Consider the following 24,046-nt stretch of genomic DNA (forward strand, 5'->3'; position numbering starts at 1 on the left):
CAGTACTGAACTCAAAGATCTGACAAGGAGCTTCTCATGTCTCAGCCCGTCTCACCGCCCGCAGCCCAGCAGGAGAGGAAGGGAGCCTTCGAGCTCACCTTCGCGATGATCCTCTCAGGCACCATCGGCGTGTTCGTCGTGGAGTCCGGGGCCTCGCCCTTCAACGTCGTGTTCTTCCGCTGCGTGTTCGGCGCCATCGCGCTCGGCTCGTACTGCCTGGCCCGCGGCTACTTCAAGAACCACGGGTTCACGGCCAAGAAGCTGGGGCTGACCGCCCTGGGCGGCATCTTCATCGTCTTCAACTGGGTGCTGCTGTTCTCCTCCTACACCAAGACCTCGATCTCGGTGGCCACGGTCGTCTACCACACGCAACCCTTCTACGTCGTCCTGCTGGGCGCCGTGCTCTTCCGGGACAAGCTGACCGCCAGCAAGATCGGCTGGCTGGTCGTCGCCTTCGCCGGCCTGGTCCTGGTGGCCGGCGTGTCCTCCTCGGACCTCAGCGGGAACAGCACCTACCTGGTGGGCCTGGGACAGGCGCTGCTGGCAGCGGTCTTCTACGCCCTGTCCACCGTCATCACCAAGCGCGTGACCGGCGTGCGCCCGCACCTGATCGCCCTGGTCCAGGTCCTGCTGGGGATCCCGCTGCTGCTGCCCTTCGCCGCCTTCGGCCAGACCGCCGACCTCGGCGCGCGCTGGGGCTGGCTGGTCGGCATCGGCCTGATCCACACCGGCGTGATGTACGTGCTGATGTACTCCGCCTACCAGAAGCTGCCCACCCCGAAGATCGCGGTGCTGGCCTTCATCTACCCGGCGATGGCGATGGTCATGGACTGGCTGGTCTTCGGCCACCACGTCTCGGTGGTCCAGGCGCTGGGCATCCCGATGATCGTCACCGCCAGCCTGGGCGTGAACCTCGGGTGGCGCTTCGGGCCGCGCCGCCGGACCGCTCCGGCCGCCGTCACCACCGCGGCCAACACGGCCAGCACGACCAACACCGCCGCCGCATCCAGCACCACCGCCGAACCGGCCCCGTCCGTCGAAACCAAGTCCGTCCCGCTGGTCCCCGCCACTTCCACCGGAGGCACCCGATGACTCTCGTCACAGATCCCACGGCTCCCCGCATCGCCATCGTCGGCGCCACCGGCGTGGTCGGGACCACCCTGGCCGGCCTGATCGAGGACCGCGGCTTCCGCTACCGCGAGGTCCACCTGGTCGCCTCGGCCCGCTCGGCCGGCCGCAGGCTGACCGTGGAAGGGCACGAATACGAGGTCGAGAACCTCGAAGGATTCGACTTCTCCCAAGTGGACCTGGCCTTCTTCTCCGCCGGCGGCTCGATCAGCACCAAGTACGCACCGGCCGCCGTCGAGCAGGGCGCCCTGGTCATCGACAACACCAGCGCCTTCCGGATGGACCCGGACACCCCTCTGGTCGTCCCCCAGGTCAACGCCCACGAGTTGGACAAGCGCCCGGTCAGCGGCATCATCGCCAACCCGAACTGCTCCACGATCCCGCTGGTGCGGCTGCTGCAGACGGTGGAACAGCGCTGGGGCATCCGCCAGGCGGTCGTGAGCACCTACCAGGCGGCGTCCGGCCAGGGCCACGGCGGCATCGAGGAGCTGCACGAGGCCACCCGGGCCACGTTGCAGGACCCTGACGACCCGGGCCCGGCCGAGCGGTTCCACCCCTCCCTGTCGTTCAACGTGATCCCGAGCATCGACCGGATGCTGGACAGCGGCTTCACCTTCGAGGAGCAGAAGATGCTCCAGGAGTCCCGCAAGATCCTGGGCCTGCCGCATCTGGACGTGACCACCACGTGCGTCCGGGTGCCGGTGGTCAACAGCCACTCCGAGGCGGCCTGGGTCGAGTGCCAGAACGTGGTCGACCGCGAGGAACTGGTCGAGCTGCTGACCGCGCTGCCCGAGGTGACCGTGCACGACAGGGACACGCTGGGCGCCTTCCCGACGCCCCGCACCGCCGGCAACCCCAACCACGTGCACGTGGGCCGGATCCGGGTCGCGCCGCACAACCCCCGCGGGTTCTGGCTGTGGATCGTCGCCGACAACGTGCGCATAGGCGCCGCCCTGAACGCCCTGCAGATCGCCGAGGCGCTGACCGAACGAGGTGTGGTGTGAACACGATCCCTGCGACCCCCGCGGCCGCGACCCCGGCAGTGCTGAAGTTCGGCGGGTCCAGCTTCGCCACAGCGGGTGCCTACCAGGACATCGCCGGCGCCCTGGCCCAGCGGGTCCACGCCGAGAACCGGCAGCTGGCGGTGATCGTCAGCGCGATGCCCGGCGAGACCGAGTCGCTGCGGAGCCGGCTGGCCGAAGTCAACCCGCACCCGGCCGACGCCAGTACCGCCGGACTGCTCACCCTGGCCGACACGATCAGCGCGCACCTGCTCGCCGCCGCGCTGCACGAGGCGGGCCTGCGGGCCACCGTGCTGGCCGGGCACGAGCTCGGCTTCACCACCGACAGCACCTTCATGTGGGCCCGGCTGCTCACGGCCGACCCGGCACCGCTGGCCGCCGCCCTGGCCGAGAACGACGTCGTGGTGATCCCCGGCGGCCAGGCCGTCGACGCCATCGGACGCCCGACCTGGCTGGGCAAGAACAGCTCGGACCTGTCGGCGCTGATCGTGGCCGCGACGCTGCGGGCTTCGGAGTGCGAGATCTACTCCGACGTGGACGGCGTCTACAGCAGCGACCCCAACGCGGTCACCGGGACCAGGCTGCTGGAGCAGATCTCCTACGACAGCGCCGCCCTGATGTCGCTGCACGGCGCGAAGGTCCTGCACCGGCACGCGGTGCGCCTGGCCAAGCAGCACGGCATCACCATCGTCTGCCGGCTCAACAAGGCCCCGTTCCCGAGCGGGACGACGATCGGTCCCGACGGCTCCGCGGCCGACGCCGTGGTCCTGAACAAGAAGTCGGTGGTCCTGGAGTTCGCCGACGCCGCCGCCGCCGACATCGCCCACGGCACCTTCCACGCCCAGGGGCTGGACTCGGTGCGGCTGGAGACCGGGGCGCACGTGGCCCTCACCAACGGCTACCTGGACTTGGAAGGGTTCGGCGCGCGCCACAAGCTGCCCGCCTACCACGCCGTCGGCATCCCGGTCGGCGAGGTGTCCGGCAGCCAGGTCGTCACCACGATCGCGGCCGACGTGGCCGAGGCGGTCGAGGTGGCCCAGCAGGTCCACGACGCGCTGTACGCCCGGACCCGGCAGCCGGCCTACGCCTGAGAACCGCCGGAACGACCCGAACCACCCGAAGCACCGCCATCCCGCGACATCTGTTCCACCGAAAACCCGCAAGGCCCACAACGAATCCGCAGAATCCGCAGAACCCTCATTCAGCCGAAACAGGAGTATGACCATGACCGTTATGACCGCCTCCCGCATCGCCAACCCCGCGACCCTGGCCGACATCGTGATCCCGGACGCGGCGCGCGACTCGATGGGCCGGCAGCTGTCCGCGATGCCGGAGCCCACGGCGCAGATCGACTGGGCGATGGCCCGCTTCCACCAGATCTTCGCCACGCTGCCGGTCGAGGTGCTGCAGCAGATCCTGGACTTCGGCCGCCACTCGGACACCCCAGGCGTCGGCTACGTCCGCAACCTGCCGGTCGACGCCGTCCTGCCGGGCACCCCGGCCGACGGCGGGCCGGTGAACGGCAAGCCGAGCTACGTGGCCGAGGGCGTGCTGCTGGGCCTGTCCGGCCTGCTGGGCGAGCCGGTGGGCTTCATGACCGAGAAGCAGGGGCAGTTGGTGCACGACGTCGTGCCGGTCCCCGGCGGCGCCAAGACGCAGACGAACCAGGGCTCGACGGTCTTCCTGAACTTCCACAACGACATCGTCCACGACCACATCGGCCGCTACGACGTCAGCAACCCCGACTTCCTGGTCCTGAGCTGCCTGCGCGCCGACCACGAGGGCATCGCGGCGACCTACTACGCCGACGCCCGCGACATCGTGGCCGCGCTCGACGACCACGCGCTGGAGATCCTGCGCAGCCCGCTGTTCCGGCTGAACGCCCCCGGCAGCTACGTCCGCGACGTCGCCGGCGGCGGCGAGGTCCTGTCCGATCCGGTGCCGATCCTCAGCGGTCCGGAGGCGTTCCCGGAGATAGCGGTCTCCGCGAACGGCGTGCGCGCCATGACCTCCGGCGCGCAGGCGGTGCTGGACCGCCTGCAGGCCGCCTGCCGCGAGGTCTCCCACCAGGTGTTCCTGCGCCCCGGCCAGGCCCTGCTGATCAACAACCGCAAGGGGCTGCACGCCCGGTCCCAGTTCACCGCCCGCTACGACGGCGAGGACCGTTGGCTGCAGCGGACGTACGTGCGGCGCAGCCAGTGGAACATCCGCTACCGCGCCACGGAGGGGAGCCGCCGCGTGCACCACTGACCCACTCCAGAGCAAGCAACTGCGGCGGGTGCCGCCCCGGAATGGGGCGGCACCCGCCGCTGTGGTGACTCGGCCCGCGCTCAAGCCGCGGGAGTCTCTTCCCGCACCAGGCGGATCGTCTGGTCGATGAACAGCTGCAACTCCCGCGACAACCGCTTCCCGCGGCGCCACGCCAGCTGGATGACGACCTCGAACGGCGGCGTCCACGGCAGCACCTTCAGCACGCCGGAGGCGATCTCGTCGGCGACGGTGATCTCCGGCAGCAGGCTCACCCCCAGGCCCGCGATCACGCCCCGCTTGATCGCCTCGATGGTGCCGAACTCCAGGAACGAAGCGGGGGTGAGCTGCTCGGCGGTCAGCTCGATCTCGAACAGGTCGCGGTAGGAGCACCCTGATTCGGTGGCCAGGACCGGGACCTTGCGCAGCGCCTCGATGGTGACCGCGGGCGCCGAGGCCAGCGGGAACGAGGGCGCGGCCACCAGCACCAGGCGCTCCTTGGCCAGGACGACCGAGTCCAGCCCGGCGTGCCCGGTGTCCGGCTCCATCAGGAAGCCGACGTCGAACGTCCCCTGGCGCAGCGCCCGGCAGGTGTCGGCGCACAGGCTCGGCCGCAGCGCCAGGTGGACCGCCGGGTAGCGGTAGTGGAACAGCTCCAGCAGCGGCGGCAGCCGGTAGGAGGTGATGGACTCCATCGTGCCGATCGTGAGCGTCCCGGACGGCTCGGCGGGGCCCGCGACGTCGGCCCGGGCCTCGTCGGCCATGGCCAGCAGCTTCTCCGTGTGCTGCAGCAGCCGCTGGCCGGCGTCGGTCAGCTGGATCTTGCTGCCCAGCCGGTCGAAGAGTTCGGTCTGCAGCGACGACTCCAGGTTCCTGATCTGGTTCGTCACGCTCGACTGCGCGTAGTTCAGGTCGGCGGCCGCGCGGGTGAAGCTGAGCACGGTCGCCACCCGCTGAAAGGTCACCAGTTGTTGGAACTCCACAGATCCACCTCGTTAGCTCCGTCAGCTGAAGCTGGCTCCGGCGCGAAGACCCGGCAGCTGCAGATCGCTGCCGCGCCACATTGGACGCTACAGCCGGGCCGACGAAGTTCGCGTGAGCGACAAAGTTCCTTTGCGGGTCACATTTCGCTTACCCGCCGCGGCGCGCCGGGATCCCGCCGCAGCCTCACACGGCGGCCAGCCGGCGCACGGCCTCGGCCAGGACCGCCGGCGGCAGCGTGTACGGAAGGTGGAGGCGCTGGTCGAAGCTGCCGGGGTCGACACCGAAGCGCGAGCCGTCGGCGATCGTCAGGCCCGCGCCGGCCGCGCGCCGGGCGAGGGCCGCGGCTCCGGTCCGGCCGGTGTCCGCCCACAGCCCGACGCCGCCGGCGGGGCTGCGCCACGACCACTGCGGGAGGTGCCGGGCCAACACCGTCTCGAGGGCCGCGCGCCGCTCCCGCAGGGCGGCGCGGCGTTCGGCCAGGACGGTGTCGTGGCGGCGCAGCATGTCGAGCGCGACTATTTGATCGAGCACTGATCCGCCGAGGCCGGTCGCGGCCTGATGGCGGGCTAGTGCGGCGGCGGCGCTGACCGTCGTGCGGATCCAGCCGACGTGCAGGCCTGCCTCGGGGGTCCCGGTCGGTGCGCCGATGGCGATGACCTGGTCGGCTGCCGCCCGGGGGATTCCGAGGGCGAAGGGCTCGGGCCCGTCCCCGTCCAGCGCCGGCTCCAGTGCGGTCTCGTCGGCGACGAGCCAGGTTCCGGCGCGCCGGGCCGCATCAGCTGCTTCAAGGCGGCTCTCGGCGGACAGGACGGTACCGGTCGGGACTTGGTAGCCCGCGCTGAGGTAGGCCAGACGCGGAACACTCTGCAGGAAGGCGGAGGTCAGGGCGGCGCCGACCGGGACCGGGATCAGTCGCAGACCCCTGGAACGGAGCACCGCGAGCGCCTCGGGATGCGTCGGGTTCTCCACCAGGACGCGATCTTCAGAGCCGCAGAACAGGCCGGTCGCGAGCGCCATTCCGGCCCGGGGTCCGCCGGTCATGACGATCTGGTCCGGCGTGGTCGGCAAACCGCGGCACGTGTAGTGCTCCGCGACGGCGGCGCGCAGGTCGGGCAAGCCTGCGGGATGGCGGCCGGGGGCCGCGTCGGACAAGTGGGCCGCGATCAGCGGTGCCGCTTCGGACAGCACCCGCGCCAGGTTCTCGGACGAGGGTCCGGCGAGGATCGGACGCGCCATGTCGATCTGGTCCGCTTCGCCATAAACCAGCCGCAGGACGGGCTGAGGCTGCGGTGCCGTTGACACTGTCCAAGTCCCCGACCCGCGCCGGCTCTCCAAAAAGGCCTCCCGCCGCAGCAGATCGTAGGCCGCGGTCACGGTCGTCCGGCTCATCCCCAGCGCGGTCGCCAGCTCCCGCTCAGCCGGGACTTTGGTGCGCGGCGAGATCCGGCCGTCGAGAATCAGGGTCCGTACCGCGTGGGCCAGCACCTGGTAGGCCGGGTGGTGTCCATGTCCGCCATCGGGCTGGGGCGCTTCACGAACCATCCGCGCCAGCGCGCCCGCGGTCATCTCGGCAGCCGTATCGACTGGGGGAAGCGGAACAGGTCCGTGGGATCGTAGGCCGCCTTGACCTCTTGCAGCCGCTGGTAGTTCGCCCCGTAGTACTCCTGGGCCCAGTCGGCGAGGTCGGGGTCTGCGAAGTTCGGATAGACCGCGCGGGATCCGTAGGGCCGCACCGACTCCCACGAGCGGTCCACCCACTGCTGCGCGAGCTCCTTCTCCCCCGCTGCCGCGTCGGCGGCGACTTCGACGGAGTGCTTGACGGTGAACGACTGGCCGCGATGCGCGAAGGCCGAATCCGGCGCCGGGACCGCGTCGTACGCGCCGCCGAGCTGGATCAGTTCCACGCTGCGGTTCTGTCCCAGGCGCCGAGAGCCGCGGAACTCATCAACAAGCGTCTCAGCCGGGACGGCGGTGTCGAAGCACTCTGATCTGGTCGCGCGCCAGCCGTGCCGGTCCCGCGTCCCGTCCCAGAAGGCGATCGAGTCCCGGAAGGACATCGCCCACAGTGCCTCGACGGTCGGCGGCGTCCCCACCACCGACGCCAACGGGGCGACGGCACGCGTCACGGCCTCGGGCCCGGTGCCCAGCGCACTGCCGTAGAGCTCGAGGGTCGGTCCGGAACCCGGTGCGCCGTCGTCGCGCAGCGCGAGAAACGTCATGAAGTCCTCCGGGAGCCCCCGGATCCATCCCTGCCAGCCCTGGACCACGGCTTCGGCGACGGCGAACGGCCATCGCAGCCGGAACCCCGACAGGCTCAGGGCCGGACGGGTCGCGAACGACAGCGAGGTGACCACGCCGAAGCTGCCACCGCCGCCCCGCAGAGCCCAGAACAGATCGGGATGGCGGTCCCGGTCGCAGGTCACCCAGCGGCCGTCGGCGAGCACGACATCGGCGGCGACCAGGTGGTCGCAGGTGTATCCGAACCGCCGGCCGGCCATGCCGAGCCCGCCGCCGAGGGTCAGGCCGGCGACCCCCACCCGGGTGTCCGTGCCGACCGGCACCATCCGGCCGGCGGCGGTCAGGAACCGGTTCAGCCGGCCGGCCCGGGTCCCGGCGGCCACGCGCACCAGGCGTCCGGGCAGGAAGTCCATCCGGTTCATCGGCGCCAGATCCACCACGACGCCCGTCCCGGTGGAGAACCCGGCCAGGCTGTGCCCGCCGGACCGCGGGACGACCGGCAGTCCGACCCGGACCGCCGCACCCACGGCCGTCACCACGTCGTGCGGCGTCCGGCAGCGCACCACCGCGGCCGGCAGGACGTCGTCGTAGCGGGCCAGGAACACCTGCCGCGCACGGCGGTATCCGGGATCGCCCGGGAGCAGGAGCTCGCCGTCCAGACGCGTGCGCAGATCGCGCCACGGGCTTGCGGTGCCCGCGCCGCTTACCTGCGTATCGCGGACCTGCGCGTCGCGGACCTCCGGCTCGCGCATCAGGGTTCGCATGGACGTCACCTCAGCGTCTCGACGGCCTGGCGCATGCGGGCGCAGATCTCGGCGAGGACGGCTGGCGTGGTCCCGAAGTTGAGCCGGACGAAGCCCTCGCCGCCGGCACCGAAGGAGGACCCTGAGATGAGGTCCACCCCGGCCTTGCGCAGGAAGAACTCCGCCGGATCGGTCAAGCCCAGAGACCGGCAGTCCAGCCACGCCAGACAGGTCGCTTCCGGCTCGTGGTAGCCGATGCCCTCCGGGAGCGCCGCGCCGAGTCGGCCGCGGTTGGCCGCCAGGGTCGTCAGCACGGTAGTCAGCCAGGGGTCTGATTCCTGCCACGCCGCGAGCGTCGCGATGACGCCGGCCGAGCCGATCCGGCCCAACAGATCCGGCGGAAGGCGGTCCAGGCCGTCGCGGACCCGCGCGGAGCCGACGTGGGCGACGGCGCAACAGGCCCCTGCGATGTTGAACGCCTTGCTGGCCGAGGTCATGGTGACCGTCCGGGCTTCGGTCCGGGCGGACAGCGAGGCGAACGGGACGTGCACCGCCGGCGCGTAGGCCAGATCGGCGTGGATCTCGTCGGAGATCACCAGCAGATCCCGGGCCTCGGCGACGTCGGCGATCGCCGCCAGTTCGGCGGGAGTCAGGACCCTGCCGGTGGGGTTGTGCGGGTTGACCAGGATGAGCGTGCGCGCGCCGGAGGCGGCCACCGCGTCGTCCAGCCGCGCCGCGTCGAAGCTCCAGCCATCCCGGCCGTGATCCAGCGCGACCGGTATGAGGCGGCGGCCCATCTTCGGCAGCGTCCTGAGGAAGGTCGGGTAGCCGGGCACGTGCATCGCCACGGCGTCCCCCGGCTCGGTCGCGACGTGCAGGACGGCTTGGAGCGCCTGGTTGAGATCGGTGAACTCCCGCGTCTGCGCGGGATCCGGGGACCAGCCGTGGCGTGCGGCCATCCGGTCGCGGAAGGCTTCGCGCAGCGGCGTGCCCGCGCCTTCCAGCCAGGCCGGATAGCCCAGATCACCGACGCCGGCGAGGTCGGCCAGGCCTCGGCGGACCGCGGGCGGTATCGCGAAGTCCAGCTCGGCCACCCACGCGGGCAGCACGCCGGGAGCGGCGCTCGCCCACTTGATCCCCGGCTTGGACCGCAGCCAGGCCGGATCGGCACTCACGGCTTCCCAGGGCCCTGTTATCAACTCGGGCATCGGCTCGGTCACTGTCCGCCGGCCGGCCCGGTGTACCGGGCCAGGAAGAACTCGTCGGCGTAGTCCAGGACCAGGTCCGTGCCGAAGCTGTTGAACACCGAGGCCAGTCCGGCCCGCAGCTCGGTCCGGGGCTTGGCCGGGACGCCCGCGTAGGCGGGTATGGCGTCGAGCCGGGCGAGGTAGTCGGCCTTCGTCAGGACGGCGGAGGTCCGATGGCTGAGCACGGTGTGGTCTGTGAAGCCGGCCGCCGCGCGGATCTCGGCCCGGGCGGCGACGTCGCGGCCGGGCCGGTCGGGGTCGTCGAGGGTGAGCGCGGCCAGCCGGCCCAGGCTGTGCCGGCGGTACATCTCGACCAGTGCTCGGCGCAGCGGGTCCTCGACGTTGGCCACGCGCTTCCACGACACTGCCAGGACACCGCCGGGCCGCAGGATCCGCCGGGCCCGATGCAGCCGGACGCCCGGCTCCACCAGGTGCCAGGACTGGCCGGCGTAGATGATCCCGAAGCCGCCCGCTTGGCCGGCCGGCGGCTCCCAGTCCTCCAGGCGTCGGCTCAGGACACTGATGTGCTCGTGATCGCGGGTCCGTGCGCGCAGTGCGGCGGCCCAACGCTCATCCGGTTCCAGGCTGGTCAGGCGGATCCCGCGCTCGGCGAACAGCCGTGTCACGCGGCCTTCCGGTCCGGGGCCGACCTCCAGCGCCGGGGACGCCTCGCCGCCGACGTGGCCGAGAACGTCGTCCACGACGTCGGCCAGGCGGCTGCGCGGGGGCGCCGCGAGCTGGGCGGTCATGGCGCGGCGACCAGTTCGCGCGCTTCGGCCGGGGCCGGGTTCAGCCGCCGGGCGCGCTCGGACTCCAGCAGGGCGTAGTCCACGATGTCGTGGAAACGGCGCCGCTGCTCCTGCGACCGCTCGGACTTGATGTCCGACTCGCAGCTCACCCACCGGTCGGCGATGTCGGCGTCGGGCTTGAAGCCGCTGTGGATGTTGCCGACCTGCCAGCCGTCCTGGCCGGTGGTGGTCCAGCAGCTGTACAGCCGGCCGTCGGCGTTGATCACCGCGCCGGTCTTGCCTCCGACCACGCCGCAGTAGGCGCAGTCCTCTCCCATCGCCTGGTACTTGAGCGAAAAGCCGGACCGGAGCAGGACCTGCCCGGCCTCGATGAACGTCGCGGCCAGTTCCTGGGAGTACTCGAGCTCGTTGCTGAAACCCACGCCGTAGTCGTGGACCGGGCTGAAGTAGACGTCGGTGCGGTCCGGCGGGTAGAGCGCGGCGAGCTCCTCGACCAGCGGCACCAGCGTGTGCGCGTTCTTGTGGGAGACGTTGACGCGCACCGACCAGTGCAGATCGGTGGCCGCGATCGCCTCGCGGACGTTGGTGTTGATGGTGTCGAACGTCCCGGCGCCGGTGCGGGCCACCCGGATCGTGTCGTGCGCCTCCTGGCCGCCGTCGTAGGTGATCTGCAGCGACTTCAGGCCGGCGGCCTCCAGGCGCGCGGCGAGCGGCCCGCTCAGCAGCGTCCCGTTGGTCACCATGTCGCCGTGGACCAGGTTGACGCGCCGGAAGGCGGTCAGCAGGTCGACACAGCCGTTCGGGTTCAACAGCGGCTCGCCGCCGAAGATCAGCAGCGTCGAGCTGGAGTGCCCGTGCTCGGCCATCTGCCGGCCGACGAAGTCCACGACGCGCTCGATCTGCTTGCCGCGCAGGTTGAAACTGGGGATCCGCGGCGGCCGCGGCGAGCCGTCCTCGGCCTGCTCAAGGTTCTGATAACAGTAGCCGCAGCCGAGGTTGCAGGCGGTGGCCGGCAGCACGGTCACGGCGTAGGGCTTGGTCTCGGCCGGCCGATAGAAGCCGGCGTCCTTCAGGCGGGAGCTCACGGCGGGCACCAGCGCGCCGCCGGAGTCCAGGGCGGATTTGGGCAGGCGGGCCCGCTTATCGCCCCGGGCGATCGCCCAGACCGCGTCGGCACCCTCGACGAGGCGGAGATCGCCGGCTGTGGAAGTCATGGTCGTTCCCCTCGATCGACGGCTTGGACTCTTGGTCTGAAGACTTTGATCTGAAGACTTTTGATGTGAAACAGGGTCCTGCCGGACCGTTCGGTGTGCGGGCTACGCTGCCCGCAACCGAACGGACCGGCAGATGGATAGCGCTGCGAGGGGTTTACCAGCGACAGACGTCGCAGGGGGCGGCCTGGTCGGAGGTGGCCTCGTCGACGTAGATCTCGATCTCGACGTCGTTGGTGATGGTGTTCTCGTTCATGGCGGTTTCCTTTTCTGTGGATGGATGGTGCGAATTGGATGGTGCGAGTTGGATGGTGCGAATTGGATGGTGCGGTGTTGCTCCTGACCCGCGTCGGGTCAGGAACCCAACAGCCTGAGCAGCAGGACGTAGACGGCCGTGCCGGCCAGGATGCTGAGAAGCGGGTTGCGCCTCCAGTGGTGGAGGGCTGCGGTCGCCCCTACGCCGAGCACGACAGGCACGGCTTGGGACGCTTGAGAGAAGTGGACGGAGCTGATGCTGTAGACCACGAGCACGGTCATGACGCCGGGTGGCATCAAGGTGCCGAGCACGCGCAGCACCGGGGTGTCGTTGAACCGGTTGAGGACGAGGAACGGGGCGGCGCGCAGGGCGATCGTCACGGCCGAGATCACGGCGATCGAGGCCAGGACGTGGGCGCTGTTCATATCAGAACCCTCCTTCCTGCTCCGTTGGTTTGCGCGAGGCCAGCCACCACTGACCGACGGCCGCGGCGAGCAGGACGCCCAGGGCGACCGAGAGGAACTGCCCGGGAGCTGCGAGCCACGCCACGGCCGCGGCGACGGCGCCGTAACCCGCTGACCTGGCGTTTCCGCCCTTGTAGAGCTGTTCCATCGCCAGCACGACGAACAGCGCCGTGAGGGCGAACTCGATCCCGTGGACCTGTCCGGGCAGGGCCGTCGACGCGGCAGCGCCGAGCGTGCTGCCCAGGACCCACCAGCCGTGGCTGAAGACCTGGATCAAATGGATCCGTCTGCCTGTCAGTTCCTCTCCCGTTCGTGCCGTCACCACCGAGTAGGTCTCGTCGGTGAGGGCGAACACTCCGTAGAGTCTGCGTAAGGGTCCTTCTATCCTCCTTAGTGGGAATGACAGCCCGTAGAAGATGTGCCGGAGATTGACCAGGAGCGCGGTCGTGGCGACTTCCGCCAATGGCGCGCCGGAGGCCAACAACGCCACCGAGAGAAACTGCATGGCGCCGGCGAAAATCACGAGAGAGGAAAGCGTCGCCCAGTACCAGGCCAGTCCGGCGTTCACCAGGACCAGGCCGTAGGTGGCACCCAGCGGCACATATCCCATCGCGATCGGCACCGTGTCACGCACGGCCTCGCGAGCATCCTGGCGCCATTCTCCCAGGCGTACCGGAATGGCTTCGAGTCGCACTCGCGACTCGCTTTCCGGCCGATTCAGAGCTACGTCAGTCATTTCGCGTTTCCGTTTCTTCGGTGTCTGGCGACAACACAGAAACTAATGACTGGACGACACCTGCGTCCACGGCCCACCAGGGCGTCGTGGCGATGGCCCCCATCGGCCCGGCAGATACTCGGACGTCAGAGGCCTGTTACGGCCGTTCGTCAGGACGCTGTGTGCGAGAACGCGCGCCGATAGTCGGCCGGCGTGACCCCGACAACCTGGCGGAAATGGTGCCGCAGCAACGCCGCGGTCCCGAAGCCGCAGACTCCTGCGATGTGCTCGATGCCCAGATCGGTCTGCTCCAGCAGCGATCGGGCGTGCAGGACGCGCTGCGTGGACAGCCACCGGTGCGGGGTGGTGCCCGTCTCGGCGACGAAGCGCCGGGCGAAGGTGCGCTCGGAGACCCGGACCCGCTCGGCGAGCGAGGGCACGGTGTGGTCGGCGTCCAGATGGTCGAGCATCCAGGCCAGCAGCGGCTGCAGGCTGTCGGCGGTCTGCTCGGGGACGGGAGCCGCGACGAACTGCCGCTGACCGCCCTCCCGCTGCGGCGCGACGACCATGCGCCGCGCGATCGCGGTGGCCGCGGCCGACCCGAACTCCCGGCGGATCAGGTGCAGGCAGGTGTCGATCCCGGCGGCGGTCCCGGCACTGGTGATGATGTCCCCCTCGTCCACGAAGAGCACGTCGGGGTCGAACCTCGCCGCCGGGAAGCGGGCCGCCACCTGCTCGGCGTACCGCCAGTGGGAGGTGCACCGCCGCCCGTCCAACAGCCCCGCGGCACCGAGCAGGAACACCCCGGAGCACACGGACAGCACAGAAGCACCGCGCGCGTGGGCATCGGACAGCGCACGCAGCACCTCAGCCGGATACTCGTCGCGGATGCGCGCGGCCGGCACGGCCACCAGGTCGGCGTCACTGAGGGCATCGAGCCCGTACTCGGGTATCAGCTGCGCACCGACGCCCATCGGCAAGGGCTCCCCCGGCCGCTCCCCGCACACCCGGAAGTCGAACGCCGGCACCCCGTCGTCGGTCCGGTCGATCCCGAAGACCTCGCAGACCACGCCGAACTCGAACGGCGCGACACCGTCGATCACCACCACAGACACCGTCTTCAACATGCTGCCAGACTACTTGGCTGTTTTTTGTGCCACAACGTCAGAAGAGACACTGTTGGCAGAAACTTGCGCAGCGCATAGTTGGAGACATGGCAACCGCAGCGTTCATCATCATCGGAATCATCGCCCCCATCGTCTACGGCCTCGAGCGCAACGAACGACGCCAGGCCGGCCCCCGCCCCCAGCTCAGCGGCTCCGGGGCCACCCAGGACCGGGACCTGGAGCGCACCTGGCACGACATCTCCGCCTCCCGGCGCGTGTGACCGCGCCTGTGGCAGACACCAGAGCATCACCGCACCATCCGCCCAAACCGTCCATCCACCCGCAGGCCCTCCGCAGACAATGCGCAGGGCCTGCTTCATGTTCGCGGCGCAGGCGCCCGCGCCCGGCCCCGGCACGACACGCCTGACAGGTACTGATCGGAGTAGTGGCGGCCCGCTCCCGCGTTTGATGGGCCACCGGACCTCGGCAAGTCTGGAGTTCGGAAAGAGCACCTCCTTGAGCAGGGAGAACAGGATGAGCCACGAGACAATCGAAGCCACGCACGCCCTGCCGCCGCCGCCAGGATCGATCAAGGACAAGGACGGACTGGTCACCTGGCCGCACGAGCCATGGCTGCACGGGTATCTGGCCAAGGACCTGGCGAACTGGAGCCAGGCCACGGATCCCTACGCGAAGTACCTCCGCTCCCGTGTGCCACTGGCCCAGCGCATCCCGGTGTTCTCCGCGACGCAGGCCAACCCGCGCCTGACCTACGGTCCACAGGTCAGCGAACTGTCCCGGGACTACGTCCTCAACATGACCTGCCGCGGCCTGCGGCACCAGGACGACGCGACGCTCCGCACCTCGCGCTTCTGGCAGTACATTGACATGTTCGGCGCCTGGCACGGCGTCATCACGGCCGGCGCCTCGCCGCCGGACTGCAGCGTCTACGGCGTCGTGAACCTGCCGAACCCGGCATGGACCGACGCCGCGCACCGCAACGGCGTCAAGTCCCTCGGCTGCTGGTACTGGCCGCGCACCGACGATTTCGCGCAGTTGGTCGCCAAGAAGGCGGACGGCTCGTTCCCCGTCGCGGACCGGCTGCTGGCGATGGCCGCGTACTTCGGATTCGACGGCTACTTCATCAACCAGGAAGCGCAACTCACACCAGAGGACAAGCGCGAAGCCCTGGCCAAGGCGCTGATGGAGATGTTCGCCTACATGCGTGCCAAGGCCCCTGCCGGCTTCCACCTCCAGTGGTACGACGCGATGCTGCCGAACGGCGATCTGGACTACCAGAACGAGTTCAACGCGGCCAACTCACCATGGATCCGCAACGGCGGCACTCGCGTGTGCGACAGCATCTTCGTCAACTACTGGTGGGACTCGGCGAAATGCGAGACGTCGCGTACTCGCGCGAAAACTCTCGGCCTGGCTCCCTATGAGGTCGTCTCCATCGGCACGAACGTCGGCGACAACGGCTTCGTCCAGTCCGACTACGACCCCCGCGTCAACTTCCCCGAGGGCGGCACCGCGCTCAACGGCTGGGGCCTGTTCGACACGTCCGTCATCCTCTGCCCGCCGTCCGGCGCGGACTTGCACGACCCGACCGTCCAGACGCAGCGCTACGAGATGGAGCGCTACTTCTGGTCCGGCCCCAAGGGCGACCCGACGAGGACCGGACGCCTCCGCCCGCCGAGCGGCGGCACCGGCGACCCCTACAGCGACTACGAGGTCTGGGACGGCGTCGCGCACTACATCACCGAGCGCTCGGTGATCGGCGGCTTCCCCTTCGTCACCCGTTTCAACACCGGCAAGGGCTTCGGCACCTGGGTCGGGGGCCAGCAGCTCGGCACGGCCCAGTGGGCGAACGCCGGCGTCGCGGACATCCTCCCGACCTGGCAGTGGTGGGTGACCGCCGATGGCGGATCTCCGCCCCTGACCGTGGACTACGACAGCACCATGGCATGGAACGGCGGCGCCTCGCTGCGCGTGACCGGCCGGCAGAACGTCGGGGACCAGAGCACCGTCCACTTGTACAAAACCCGGCTGCGCGCAAGCTCGACCACGACCGCGCGCATCCGCTACAACGCCGGGCGCGCGGGCTCGAACCTCGGCCTGTTCATCGATCTGCTCTTCGAGGACTCCCCGACGAAGCCCACCTCGGTGCCAGTCGGCAAGTCCTACTCCGCCGGCTGGAACACCGAGACCGTCAGCCTGGGCACCTTCGCGGGCCGCACGATCGCCGCGATCAACCTCCGGTTCGCCACCCCGGTCCCGATCCCGTCCTACGGCGTCAACATCGGCGAACTCGCCTTCCTCGACGGCCCGATCACACCCCCTCCCACCCCGAAGTCGTTCACCATCGACGCCGCCTACACGTACGGCACAGTCGCCGAGGCGCTCCTGTCCTGGACCCTCGACCCGAGCGTCTGGTACTACGACATCGTCCGAATCCGCCCCGACGGCTCGACCGAAGCCCTCGCCCGCACCTTCGACGAGGCCTGCTACATCCAGCTCGAAAGGATCAGTGCCGAGTCGGCGACCAGGATCCTGCTGGCCCCGGTCTCCCGGAACGGGGACGCGGGGCAGGCCGCGAGTGTGGTCATGTCCTGGTCCAACGGCGAGACGGCATAGGCGGCCATCCCGCTCCGAAGCAGTCGGCCGCGGCCATCGGGTTGCCCCCGGTGGCCGCGGCCTGCGGCTCGATCAGCACGCAGATCGCCCAGCACATCGGCACCCTCTAGAACTTGGCACCCTCTAGAACTCAGTCAGCGTCGCCACATCGGTCGTGAAACGCTCCATGATCTCCGGCTCTGGATCCAACCCCAGTCCCGGCCCCCGCGGCACCGCGATCAGCCCGTCGCCCATTGTGATCATCGGCGTGACGTCCTCGGTGAAGTAGCGCCTTGACGGAGCGATGTCGGCGGGCAGAGTGAAGCCGGGCAGAGCGGCCAGGGCCAGGTTGGCGGCCTGCCCTAGGCCGGTCTCCAGCATGCCGCCGCACCAGACGGGGATCCCGTGCGCGGCGCAGACGTCGTGGATGCGCCGGGCTTCGAGATAGCCGCCGACCCGGCCGGCCTTGATGTTCACGATGGCGCAGGCGCCGAGGGCGATGGCGTCGACCGCGGAGCGCGCCGACGTGATGGACTCGTCCAGGCAGATCGGCGTCCGCAACCGGCGGGCCAGCGCCGCATGGTCGCGCAGGTCGGCCGTGGGCAGCGGCTGTTCGAGCATGACCAGGTCGAAGTTGTCGAGCTCGGCCAGCAACCGCGCATGGCCGAGCGTGTAGGCGGCGTTGGCGTCAACTTGCAGCACAACATCACCGAAGCGTTCCCGCACCGCCCGCACCGGCTCGACATCCCAGCCCGGCTCGATCTTCAGCTTGAACCGCCGATAGCCCTCATCAACGTAGCCGGCCACCTCGGCAAGCAGATCGCCGATCGAATCGGCGATGCCCACCGACACCCCGCACTCCACCTCACCACGCACACCGCCGAGGTAGTCCGCGAAGGACACCCCGCGAGCACGCAGCCAGGCATCCATCAGAGCCATCTCGACCGTAGCCTTGGCCATCGGATTACCCGGGATGCAGGCCAAGGCCGAAGCCACCCGCGCCGGCGTGAGATCATCGAGGACTGCGACAGCCGGCAGCAGAAACCGCCGAATCACCTCGGCCGCACCATCGAGATACTCCTCCGAGTAGCCCGGCTCAGGCAGCGCAACACACTCGCCCCAGCCCTCACCCTCGGAAGTGACCACCCGCACCAGCAAGATGTCACGCCGCAGCTCCAGCCCCAGCGAGGTACGGAACGGCGTGCGCAATGGCAGGTCCAGCCGACGTAGCTCGGCACGCTCCAACCTCATGCGTTCATTCTTGCGTACGGCGCATCGGTTCCGTCCGATCAGCTTCAAGCCTGCGGATCAGACGTTGCTGGCGACGTTGCTTGATGCGCTGCTCTGACACAGTACGGCGGTTCCCCGGCCGGACCTCGGAGAGCCGCTCAACGAGCAGCAATCCGCAGCGTGAAAATCCAGGCCATGGCCAGTCTCAGTAATTGCGAACAGGGCAGCCAGCGCAGACCGTCGAAGCTGATTTGACCGTCGTTCCGAAGATCGCAGACCGCGCGGCTTTCAGGAGAACGCCAACTTCCGGAGTTTGTCCAGATCGTTGATGCGCAGGCGTCGGTAGCCGGTGGCGATAACCCCAGCCTCCCGTAGGTCGCGTAGAGCCTTGTGAACAGTGGGTTCGGCCGCCCCGATCAAGGTCGCCAACTCGGGTTGGGTCAGCGGCCAGGCGACGAACGCCCCGTCGCCCTCCCGGGTGCCGTAGGTCGTAGCCAGGTCGTACAGGACGCGGGCGACGCGAGTAGGAGCGTCGCTGCCAGCGAAGTCAATGCGGCGGCTATTGGCGCTGCGAAGCTTGCCGACGACTGAGCGCTGCACGGATTCGGCGACGCGGGGATTCTCCCGCAGGCAAGCGAGGAAGTCGTTACGGGTCACCACCCGACCGACCACGACCCCGCAGCTGGTGACAGTGGCGGAACGGGGCTGTCCATCCAGCACGCCAAGCTCGCCGACCAAATCACCGCCAATCCGGACGGCTAGCAGCGCGTCACGAGTGTCCTGGGCGCGACCAGTGGCTTTGACTACGCCATCCAGGAGGACGAACACGAACGTCGGCTGATCGGTCTCGCGAAGGATGATCCGGCCGGAGCCGTACTGGACCATTCTGCCCAGCCTCAGCAGGAGGTCTCTGGAATCCGGATCGAGCCCACCGAGAAGGGTGTTGGCCGGCCACAGCCAGGTCCCCCGAGGTGCGCCGGCCGCGCGCGCCGTGCCGTCAGAGCCCATGGTTCTCCCTTCGGATCGCTGCCCATTGTGCTCCGGGTGTAGGGGCAACTACGACGGTCTGCACGAATCGCGCAGCAGATATCGCAAAACCCGTACTTCGACGGCTTGTCGAGCCCGGGGTCGCGCCATTTTCGTCGGCGGGCGGAGGAGAAGCCTCGGCACGGAATCGACAAGGAGGATTTGCGTGGAGGACGACTCCTCTGAGGAAGGGACGAGCCTTGGCGTCCGGCGGTTGTGCGTTGCTACCGCGGGTGGGGAGCCAAGGCTGCTTTCCTCGGCTGTGCACTCAGCCGCATTCGACCGCCTCTATGTGGCGGCCACCTCAGATGGCGAGATCGCCGTCGCGCCGCCGGGAATCGACGAGATCCACCTCATCAGGGACCTCGTTGCGGTCGTGTCCCAACGTTCGCTGGGGACGGGCGAACGGTTCCCGTTCATCCTGCTCGCCCTTGACCTCGGGATCGTGCGGATAGTCGGCGACGGATTCGGCGGCGCAGGCTTGTGCCGCGTGCGGAGCCTCGCGTCGAACCGCGGGGTGGCCAAGGCGGCGTCGGAGCTCACGCCCAGACACCGGCAGGGCGAATCGCAGCTCATGGTGGTCGTGCCGCCTAGCTTGCACATTGAACTCCTCGCCGACGGGTTGGCAGGAGCCTGGCACTACGTGCCGGACGCCGATGCCTGGCTGTGGCCGGCCGACCGAGCGTCGGAAGCCCTGTGGCACGACGAGCTGAAGCACCACGGTCACACCGGATAGGAGCGGAGGGCGCAAGACGATGGGCATCCTGGCCCGAGAACCACTGCTGTCGGCTTTGCCGCCGGCTGATCGCGCAGCCTTGCTCGCTGCGGGTGCTCACCGCCACTTCGGTGCGGCTGATCGCTTGATCCAGCAGGGTATGGCGGACGACTTCGTAATCGCGATCTCGGACGGTTGGGCCTCCGTCCGGGCGGACGCCGCCAACGGTCGCGCATTCCTGCTCGCACTCTGCGGGCCGGGCGACGTCGTGGGTGAGCTGAGCGTCCTGGACGGAGGTCCCCACAACGCGACGGTAACCGCGTTGACCGCGCTGGAGACACATGTCGTCTCCGGCGAGTCCTTCCGCAGGTTCCTCGCCAACCATGCCACGGCTGGCGTCGCCTTGCTGCACGGTATGGCTCTGCGCCTGCGAGCCATCGACGCGCACGGCCAAGACCTGGCCACACTCCCTGTGGCGCAGCGGCTGGCCCGACTGCTCATCACCCTCGATCAGGACGGACCACACCACCCGCCGGCCATAAGGCTGCCCCAGCAGGAACTCGCCGCGGCGATCGGTGCCACCAGGGAATCTGTTGCCAAGTGCCTGGCGGCCCTTCGGGCTCAGGGCGTGCTGGTCACTGCGGGCCGGCAGATCACCGTCGTAGACCGCCCTGCTCTGGCGGCAATCGCCGGAGTGTGAATTCGGCTACTGCGTCATTGCCACCGCGGCCACAGGATGTGGCCATCGGCTGACATCATCAGAGGTCTGACACAGGAGGGGACACCATGTCGGCACCTGCCAGTTCCGCTGCCACGGCTTTGCCGTCGGCTCCGCGGTATCTCGTCGACCAAGCAGAGAACGCGATCGACCGGGCCGACCGGAAGGCCGCCGCCCTCGGCGCCGCCTCGATCGCCCTGGTGACCCTTCTGGACTCCAGGGGAGCGGTACACCATGGCTCGCTCCACGCCGCCGCGGGCGCACTCGTCACCGCAGGCCGACTCAGCTGGGTGGCCGCAGTCCTGGCACTGGCCGCCGCGGTCCGGCCCCGATTGCGCTCCGCAGCACCCGGTACTCATCCGGTCTCCTTCTTCGATCTGCCGGAAGAGTACGACGCCGACCGACTGCGCTCCCTGGTGATGGCTGCGGCCGGAGACGGCGAGGACTGGCTGTTGGCTCAGGGCCATGTTCTCGGGCGGATCGCCGTGGCGAAGTTCCGGATGATCCAGATGGCAATGGCGTTGCTTGTGCTCAGTGCTCTGATGAACGCGCTCGGTTCAACCCTCTCATAGAGAAACCCCAAGCAAGGAGACGAAGGCCTTGTCCACTGAAGCACTGCATCACCTCGTGGTGGTCTACGACATCCAAGGCTCAGCAGGACTGACGAACCCGGAGAAGATCGTCGCACGAGACTTGCTGGACGACTGTTGCACCGCAGCGCTTGAGACGGCCGACATCCCGGCCGGCCAGGTGCGCGTAAAGGACCTTGGCGACGGCGCCATGCTCCAATTCGGCGCTGAGATCGCCAAATCCCGAGTGCTGGGGGCCTGGCTCGGCACATTCCACAGCCGGCTCCGTCGCGCGTACGAGCAAGCCGAGCGGCCCTTTCAGGTTCGGCTGGCCGCACATGCCGGCGAGCTGCACCCCAGCTTGAACGAGTACACGGGGGTTGCGCTGGACTTCACGGCGCGGCTGGCCGATGCGCCCGCCGCCAAGCGGGTTCTCGGCGCCACGCCTTCGGCCCCGCTGGCGGTGATCGTGTCCGAGGTCGTCTACGACCAAGTTGTCCGACACCGAGGCGGAGGCCTGGAGCCCGACGCGTTCTCGCGCATCAAGCTCCAGGTGAAGGAGACCGATACCACAGCCTGGCTGCACCTGCCCGGGTGGGCTCGAGTGCCGATGCCACAGGAAACTGGGACGGCCGAGGAGCACGCAGGCGGGGCGAAACCACGTGCCGCTGCCGACCATGCTCGCGACGGTGGCCGACGGCAGGACATCACGGTCTCGGGCGGAAGCGTCGGCGTCATCGGTGAGGCTACGGTGAACGGCCCCTTCAACGTCGGCGGCGGCTCACGATGAGCGACGAAGAGGAGGCACAGCAATCGCCTGGAGGGGCGGAGAAACCTGAGGGTCGCAGGGCCAGAGGCGACGCTGCAGGCAAAGCCGGCGATGACGCGGAACATGAGGAAGAACACGTAGAACTCACGCCGGAAGACAAAGTCCGTGCTGCCCGGTCCGACCCGCTCTTCGAGGCGCGCGGAGCCGCTGACGCCATCACGGCCAACCATGCCTTCGAGAGTTTCCAGCGCAGTGTCTCGGCGGCCGGCCCGGTCGGCGTAATAGGCGGCGCGACGATCTCCGGCGGCATGCATATATACGCTGCCCCGACATCGCGCCACCAGCCTGCTTCTGGCCCCGTCCGCGCTGACCATCTCGAACAGATCACGTCCTGGTATGCCGCCGCCCCCAACGATCCGGAGATACGCAGTATCTTGACTGACCGGCGTGTCGTGGTCGTCCGGGGCATGCGGGAAAGCGGACGCACGACCACCGCGCTGAAACTGCTCACCGAGATCACCTCAGGCCAGGTCTCGTGGCTCGCCGCTGACAGCTTGCCGAACGCCGGCGGCGACGGAATCGAGAGCGGGCACGGATATCTCGCCGAACTGCGAACCGCGGACCACGGACTCGACGAAGCCGCACTCGACAGGCTGTCCGAGACGATGCGCCAGAGGAAGGCCTACTGCATTCTTCTGCCGTCCGCCGGGACATCTGGCAACGGCACGGTGTACGTACACGATCACGTGGCTCCAGCCAAAGGCTCGGTCGTGACGGCACGCATCGAGGCGGCTTGGCGCCAGGTACGGGAAGATGAAGCCATATTCCGCGAGACCACGACAGTGTTGAGCCGGGACCCGGAGCTGTGGGGCTTACTCGGCGTCGATCCCGGCCCGGCCGAGGAGGCATGGCTGGCCGATGTGATCATCCGACTGGCGGACGGGGTGTGCGATTGGGAGCAGGCGCTGGCCTCCTGGAGCGACCTGATCGACAGGAGGATCGAGAGCTGGCTGGCGGATCTGCCCCAGGGGGTGGATCTGCACCGGAACCGCGCACCGATTGAGGAGTTCGCCTTCCGGGTCAGCCTGGCTGTGCTGAACGACTCGCCGGCCCATCTGGTCGCCGAGGCTGGGGAACTGCTGGCGTTCGAGCTCTTCACCACCGCGAATCCTCGTCTGGAACCGGGCCGGAACGTCTTCGCCCAGATCGACGAGCACCGGATGGCCGCCACCCGGGCCCGGCTGCGGGACGGCGTGCTGTGGTTCGGCGACGCCTCGGTGCCGGCCAAGCTCATGGCCTACCGCGACGACCGCCTGCCGGTACGGCTGCTCGCCGCAGTCTGGAGCGACCGGCCGAACCTGCGACGTCCCATCCTGTCCTGGCTCCAGAAGCTGAGCCAGGACCGACGCCCGGACGTCTGGATGCGCGCGGCCTTGGCGATCGGCCTGGTCACCAGCTGGGATTTCGCCTACTGCTACCACGAAGCGATCGCGGTGTGGTCCGATTCGGAGGACGTCAAGCAGCGCCTCGTCGCAGCGACCGCCCTCAACCAGGCCGCGCGGGACGAGAACACGCGGGCCGCGGTGAACACGGTCCTGCGGACATGGGCCCGTGCTGACAAGGCGGAGGCGATGTGGACCGCCGCGGTAGCCCTCGGCTACGGCACGTCGGACGTGGCGTCCGTACTGCGTCTGGTTTGCCGGATCGGGGTCTGGAATGACGGGGAACTCGTACTGATCGCCAGCCAGTCGGTCGCTGATCTATTTGTCCGTGGCTGGTTCGCGGAGGTCGTGTCCGCGGTGGACGGCTGGATCGGCGATCGGCGGATCGGCGCACGGTTCTTGGGCCTGCTGGCGATACTCCGCCTCGGCGACCTGCGAGTTCGTCAGGTCCCGACCGTCGAGGATCTTCCAGTGCCGGCGGCGGCTCGCGCGATGCTGGCCGACCCGTCCCGGGCCGACTGGCCGTTGCTCGTGGCCCTCGCGAGTGTCGACGGCGAGCTGGGACGTCGGTTGGTCGAGTGCGTGTGGCAGGCGTTGTCGTCGACGCTTGTCTCCAAGTCAATGCGGGACGAGATCGGGGACTGGATCCGGGCCGCCGAGAAATCCGCCGAACTGCTCGCACCGCTGCGCGCGTTCCTCCAAGCCCTGATCGATGACCAGGACGACGCCGCCAGGCTCCTCGACCTGGTCGACACGCTCGTCGAGAACCTCGACGAGCCGCTGGCGGCGCCCATCGCGCAGGCCATGCGCACCGCGGTACACGACACAGCGATGAAACAGCGAGGATGAAA

Annotated in this window: 22 protein-coding genes; 11 read left to right on the plus strand and 11 right to left on the minus strand. The window is 69.2% G+C overall.

Going from position 1 to position 24,046, the window contains the following annotated elements; genetic code table 11:
- Positions 1 to 36 precede the first annotated feature (36 nt).
- The 4 genes from ABIA35_RS40940 (at position 37) to ABIA35_RS40955 (ending at position 4,400) form a co-directional block, all read left to right on the plus strand.
- Entirely contained in the window at positions 37 to 1,092 is a 1,056-nt protein-coding gene (locus tag ABIA35_RS40940; protein WP_370345489.1) for a DMT family transporter, read from the plus strand.
- On the plus strand, positions 1,089 to 2,132 hold the full coding sequence (locus ABIA35_RS40945; protein ID WP_370345491.1) for an aspartate-semialdehyde dehydrogenase: 1,044 nt from the start codon (positions 1,089 to 1,091) through the stop codon (positions 2,130 to 2,132). The genes ABIA35_RS40940 and ABIA35_RS40945 overlap by 4 nt, the downstream gene beginning before the upstream one ends.
- The gene (locus ABIA35_RS40950) at positions 2,129 to 3,241 is read left to right on the plus strand and encodes an aspartate kinase (RefSeq protein WP_370361523.1); all 1,113 of its coding nucleotides are present in this window, start codon (positions 2,129 to 2,131) and stop codon (positions 3,239 to 3,241) included. The genes ABIA35_RS40945 and ABIA35_RS40950 overlap by 4 nt, the downstream gene beginning before the upstream one ends.
- 142 nt (positions 3,242 to 3,383) lie before the next feature.
- The gene (locus tag ABIA35_RS40955) at positions 3,384 to 4,400 is read left to right on the plus strand and encodes a TauD/TfdA family dioxygenase (protein ID WP_370345621.1); all 1,017 of its coding nucleotides are present in this window, start codon (positions 3,384 to 3,386) and stop codon (positions 4,398 to 4,400) included.
- Positions 4,401 to 4,480: 80 nt separating this feature from the next.
- Here ABIA35_RS40955 and ABIA35_RS40960 read toward each other — a convergent pair whose 3' ends face one another.
- The 9 genes from ABIA35_RS40960 to ABIA35_RS41000 all read right to left on the minus strand — a co-directional run bounded on the left by ABIA35_RS40960 (position 4,481) and on the right by ABIA35_RS41000 (position 14,131).
- Complete coding sequence (locus ABIA35_RS40960; protein ID WP_370345495.1) at positions 4,481 to 5,380, minus strand: LysR family transcriptional regulator; 900 nt, start codon at positions 5,378 to 5,380, stop codon at positions 4,481 to 4,483.
- A gap of 184 nt (positions 5,381 to 5,564) precedes the next feature.
- On the minus strand, positions 5,565 to 6,947 hold the full coding sequence (locus ABIA35_RS40965) for a PLP-dependent aminotransferase family protein (protein ID WP_370361524.1): 1,383 nt from the start codon (positions 6,945 to 6,947) through the stop codon (positions 5,565 to 5,567).
- Positions 6,944 to 8,383, minus strand: coding sequence for an FAD-binding oxidoreductase (locus ABIA35_RS40970; RefSeq protein ID WP_370361525.1), 1,440 nt, complete (start codon positions 8,381 to 8,383; stop codon positions 6,944 to 6,946). The genes ABIA35_RS40965 and ABIA35_RS40970 overlap by 4 nt, the downstream gene beginning before the upstream one ends.
- Before the next feature lie 5 nt (positions 8,384 to 8,388).
- On the minus strand, positions 8,389 to 9,570 hold the full coding sequence (locus ABIA35_RS40975) for a MalY/PatB family protein (RefSeq protein WP_370361526.1): 1,182 nt from the start codon (positions 9,568 to 9,570) through the stop codon (positions 8,389 to 8,391).
- An 8-nt stretch (positions 9,571 to 9,578) separates the two neighbouring features.
- Positions 9,579 to 10,358: a class I SAM-dependent methyltransferase gene (locus ABIA35_RS40980; RefSeq protein ID WP_370361527.1), complete on the minus strand. Its 780-nt coding sequence runs from the start codon at positions 10,356 to 10,358 to the stop codon at positions 9,579 to 9,581.
- On the minus strand, positions 10,355 to 11,572 hold the full coding sequence (locus tag ABIA35_RS40985; protein ID WP_370345505.1) for a radical SAM protein: 1,218 nt from the start codon (positions 11,570 to 11,572) through the stop codon (positions 10,355 to 10,357). The genes ABIA35_RS40980 and ABIA35_RS40985 overlap by 4 nt, the downstream gene beginning before the upstream one ends.
- A gap of 351 nt (positions 11,573 to 11,923) precedes the next feature.
- On the minus strand, positions 11,924 to 12,250 hold the full coding sequence (locus tag ABIA35_RS40990) for a branched-chain amino acid transporter permease (RefSeq protein ID WP_370345507.1): 327 nt from the start codon (positions 12,248 to 12,250) through the stop codon (positions 11,924 to 11,926).
- A 1-nt stretch (position 12,251) separates the two neighbouring features.
- Positions 12,252 to 13,025 (minus strand): AzlC family ABC transporter permease, encoded by a 774-nt coding sequence (locus ABIA35_RS40995; RefSeq protein WP_370361528.1) that lies wholly within the window; start codon positions 13,023 to 13,025, stop codon positions 12,252 to 12,254.
- 149 nt (positions 13,026 to 13,174) lie between these two features.
- The gene (locus tag ABIA35_RS41000; RefSeq protein WP_370345511.1) at positions 13,175 to 14,131 is read right to left on the minus strand and encodes a helix-turn-helix domain-containing protein; all 957 of its coding nucleotides are present in this window, start codon (positions 14,129 to 14,131) and stop codon (positions 13,175 to 13,177) included.
- Positions 14,132 to 14,217: 86 nt separating this feature from the next.
- On the opposite strand from ABIA35_RS41000, the gene ABIA35_RS41005 reads away from it, so the two are divergent.
- Both ABIA35_RS41005 and ABIA35_RS41010 read left to right on the plus strand, forming a co-directional pair.
- Positions 14,218 to 14,391, plus strand: coding sequence for a hypothetical protein (locus ABIA35_RS41005; protein WP_370345513.1), 174 nt, complete (start codon positions 14,218 to 14,220; stop codon positions 14,389 to 14,391).
- A gap of 253 nt (positions 14,392 to 14,644) precedes the next feature.
- Positions 14,645 to 16,747 carry a hypothetical protein gene (locus ABIA35_RS41010; protein WP_370361529.1) on the plus strand — a complete coding sequence of 701 codons (2,103 nt, stop codon included), beginning with the start codon at positions 14,645 to 14,647 and terminating at the stop codon, positions 16,745 to 16,747.
- Between the two features lie 123 nt (positions 16,748 to 16,870).
- On the opposite strand, the gene menC is transcribed toward ABIA35_RS41010, so the two are convergent.
- Both menC and ABIA35_RS41020 read right to left on the minus strand, forming a co-directional pair.
- Positions 16,871 to 17,977, minus strand: a complete 1,107-nt coding sequence (gene menC, locus ABIA35_RS41015) for an o-succinylbenzoate synthase (RefSeq protein ID WP_370361530.1) — start codon at positions 17,975 to 17,977, stop codon at positions 16,871 to 16,873.
- 267 nt (positions 17,978 to 18,244) lie between these two features.
- A complete protein-coding gene (locus tag ABIA35_RS41020) occupies positions 18,245 to 18,964 on the minus strand; it encodes a Crp/Fnr family transcriptional regulator (protein ID WP_370345519.1) in 720 nt (239 codons plus the stop codon).
- Between the two features lie 184 nt (positions 18,965 to 19,148).
- Between ABIA35_RS41020 and ABIA35_RS41025 the strand changes: the two genes are divergently transcribed.
- The 5 genes from ABIA35_RS41025 to ABIA35_RS41045 all read left to right on the plus strand — a co-directional run bounded on the left by ABIA35_RS41025 (position 19,149) and on the right by ABIA35_RS41045 (position 24,044).
- The gene (locus ABIA35_RS41025; protein WP_370345521.1) at positions 19,149 to 19,718 is read left to right on the plus strand and encodes a hypothetical protein; all 570 of its coding nucleotides are present in this window, start codon (positions 19,149 to 19,151) and stop codon (positions 19,716 to 19,718) included.
- Between the two features lie 19 nt (positions 19,719 to 19,737).
- On the plus strand, positions 19,738 to 20,397 hold the full coding sequence (locus ABIA35_RS41030; protein WP_370345523.1) for a Crp/Fnr family transcriptional regulator: 660 nt from the start codon (positions 19,738 to 19,740) through the stop codon (positions 20,395 to 20,397).
- 86 nt (positions 20,398 to 20,483) lie between these two features.
- Positions 20,484 to 20,987: a Pycsar system effector family protein gene (locus tag ABIA35_RS41035; protein ID WP_370345525.1), complete on the plus strand. Its 504-nt coding sequence runs from the start codon at positions 20,484 to 20,486 to the stop codon at positions 20,985 to 20,987.
- Positions 20,988 to 21,015: 28 nt separating this feature from the next.
- The gene (locus ABIA35_RS41040) at positions 21,016 to 21,774 is read left to right on the plus strand and encodes a hypothetical protein (protein ID WP_370345527.1); all 759 of its coding nucleotides are present in this window, start codon (positions 21,016 to 21,018) and stop codon (positions 21,772 to 21,774) included.
- Entirely contained in the window at positions 21,771 to 24,044 is a 2,274-nt protein-coding gene (locus ABIA35_RS41045; RefSeq protein ID WP_370345529.1) for a hypothetical protein, read from the plus strand. Before ABIA35_RS41040 ends, ABIA35_RS41045 begins: the two co-directional genes overlap by 4 nt.
- Positions 24,045 to 24,046: the final 2 nt, after the last annotated feature.

This window comes from Catenulispora sp. MAP12-49, from assembly GCF_041262705.1.
GTDB lineage: Bacteria > Actinomycetota > Actinomycetes > Streptomycetales > Catenulisporaceae > Catenulispora.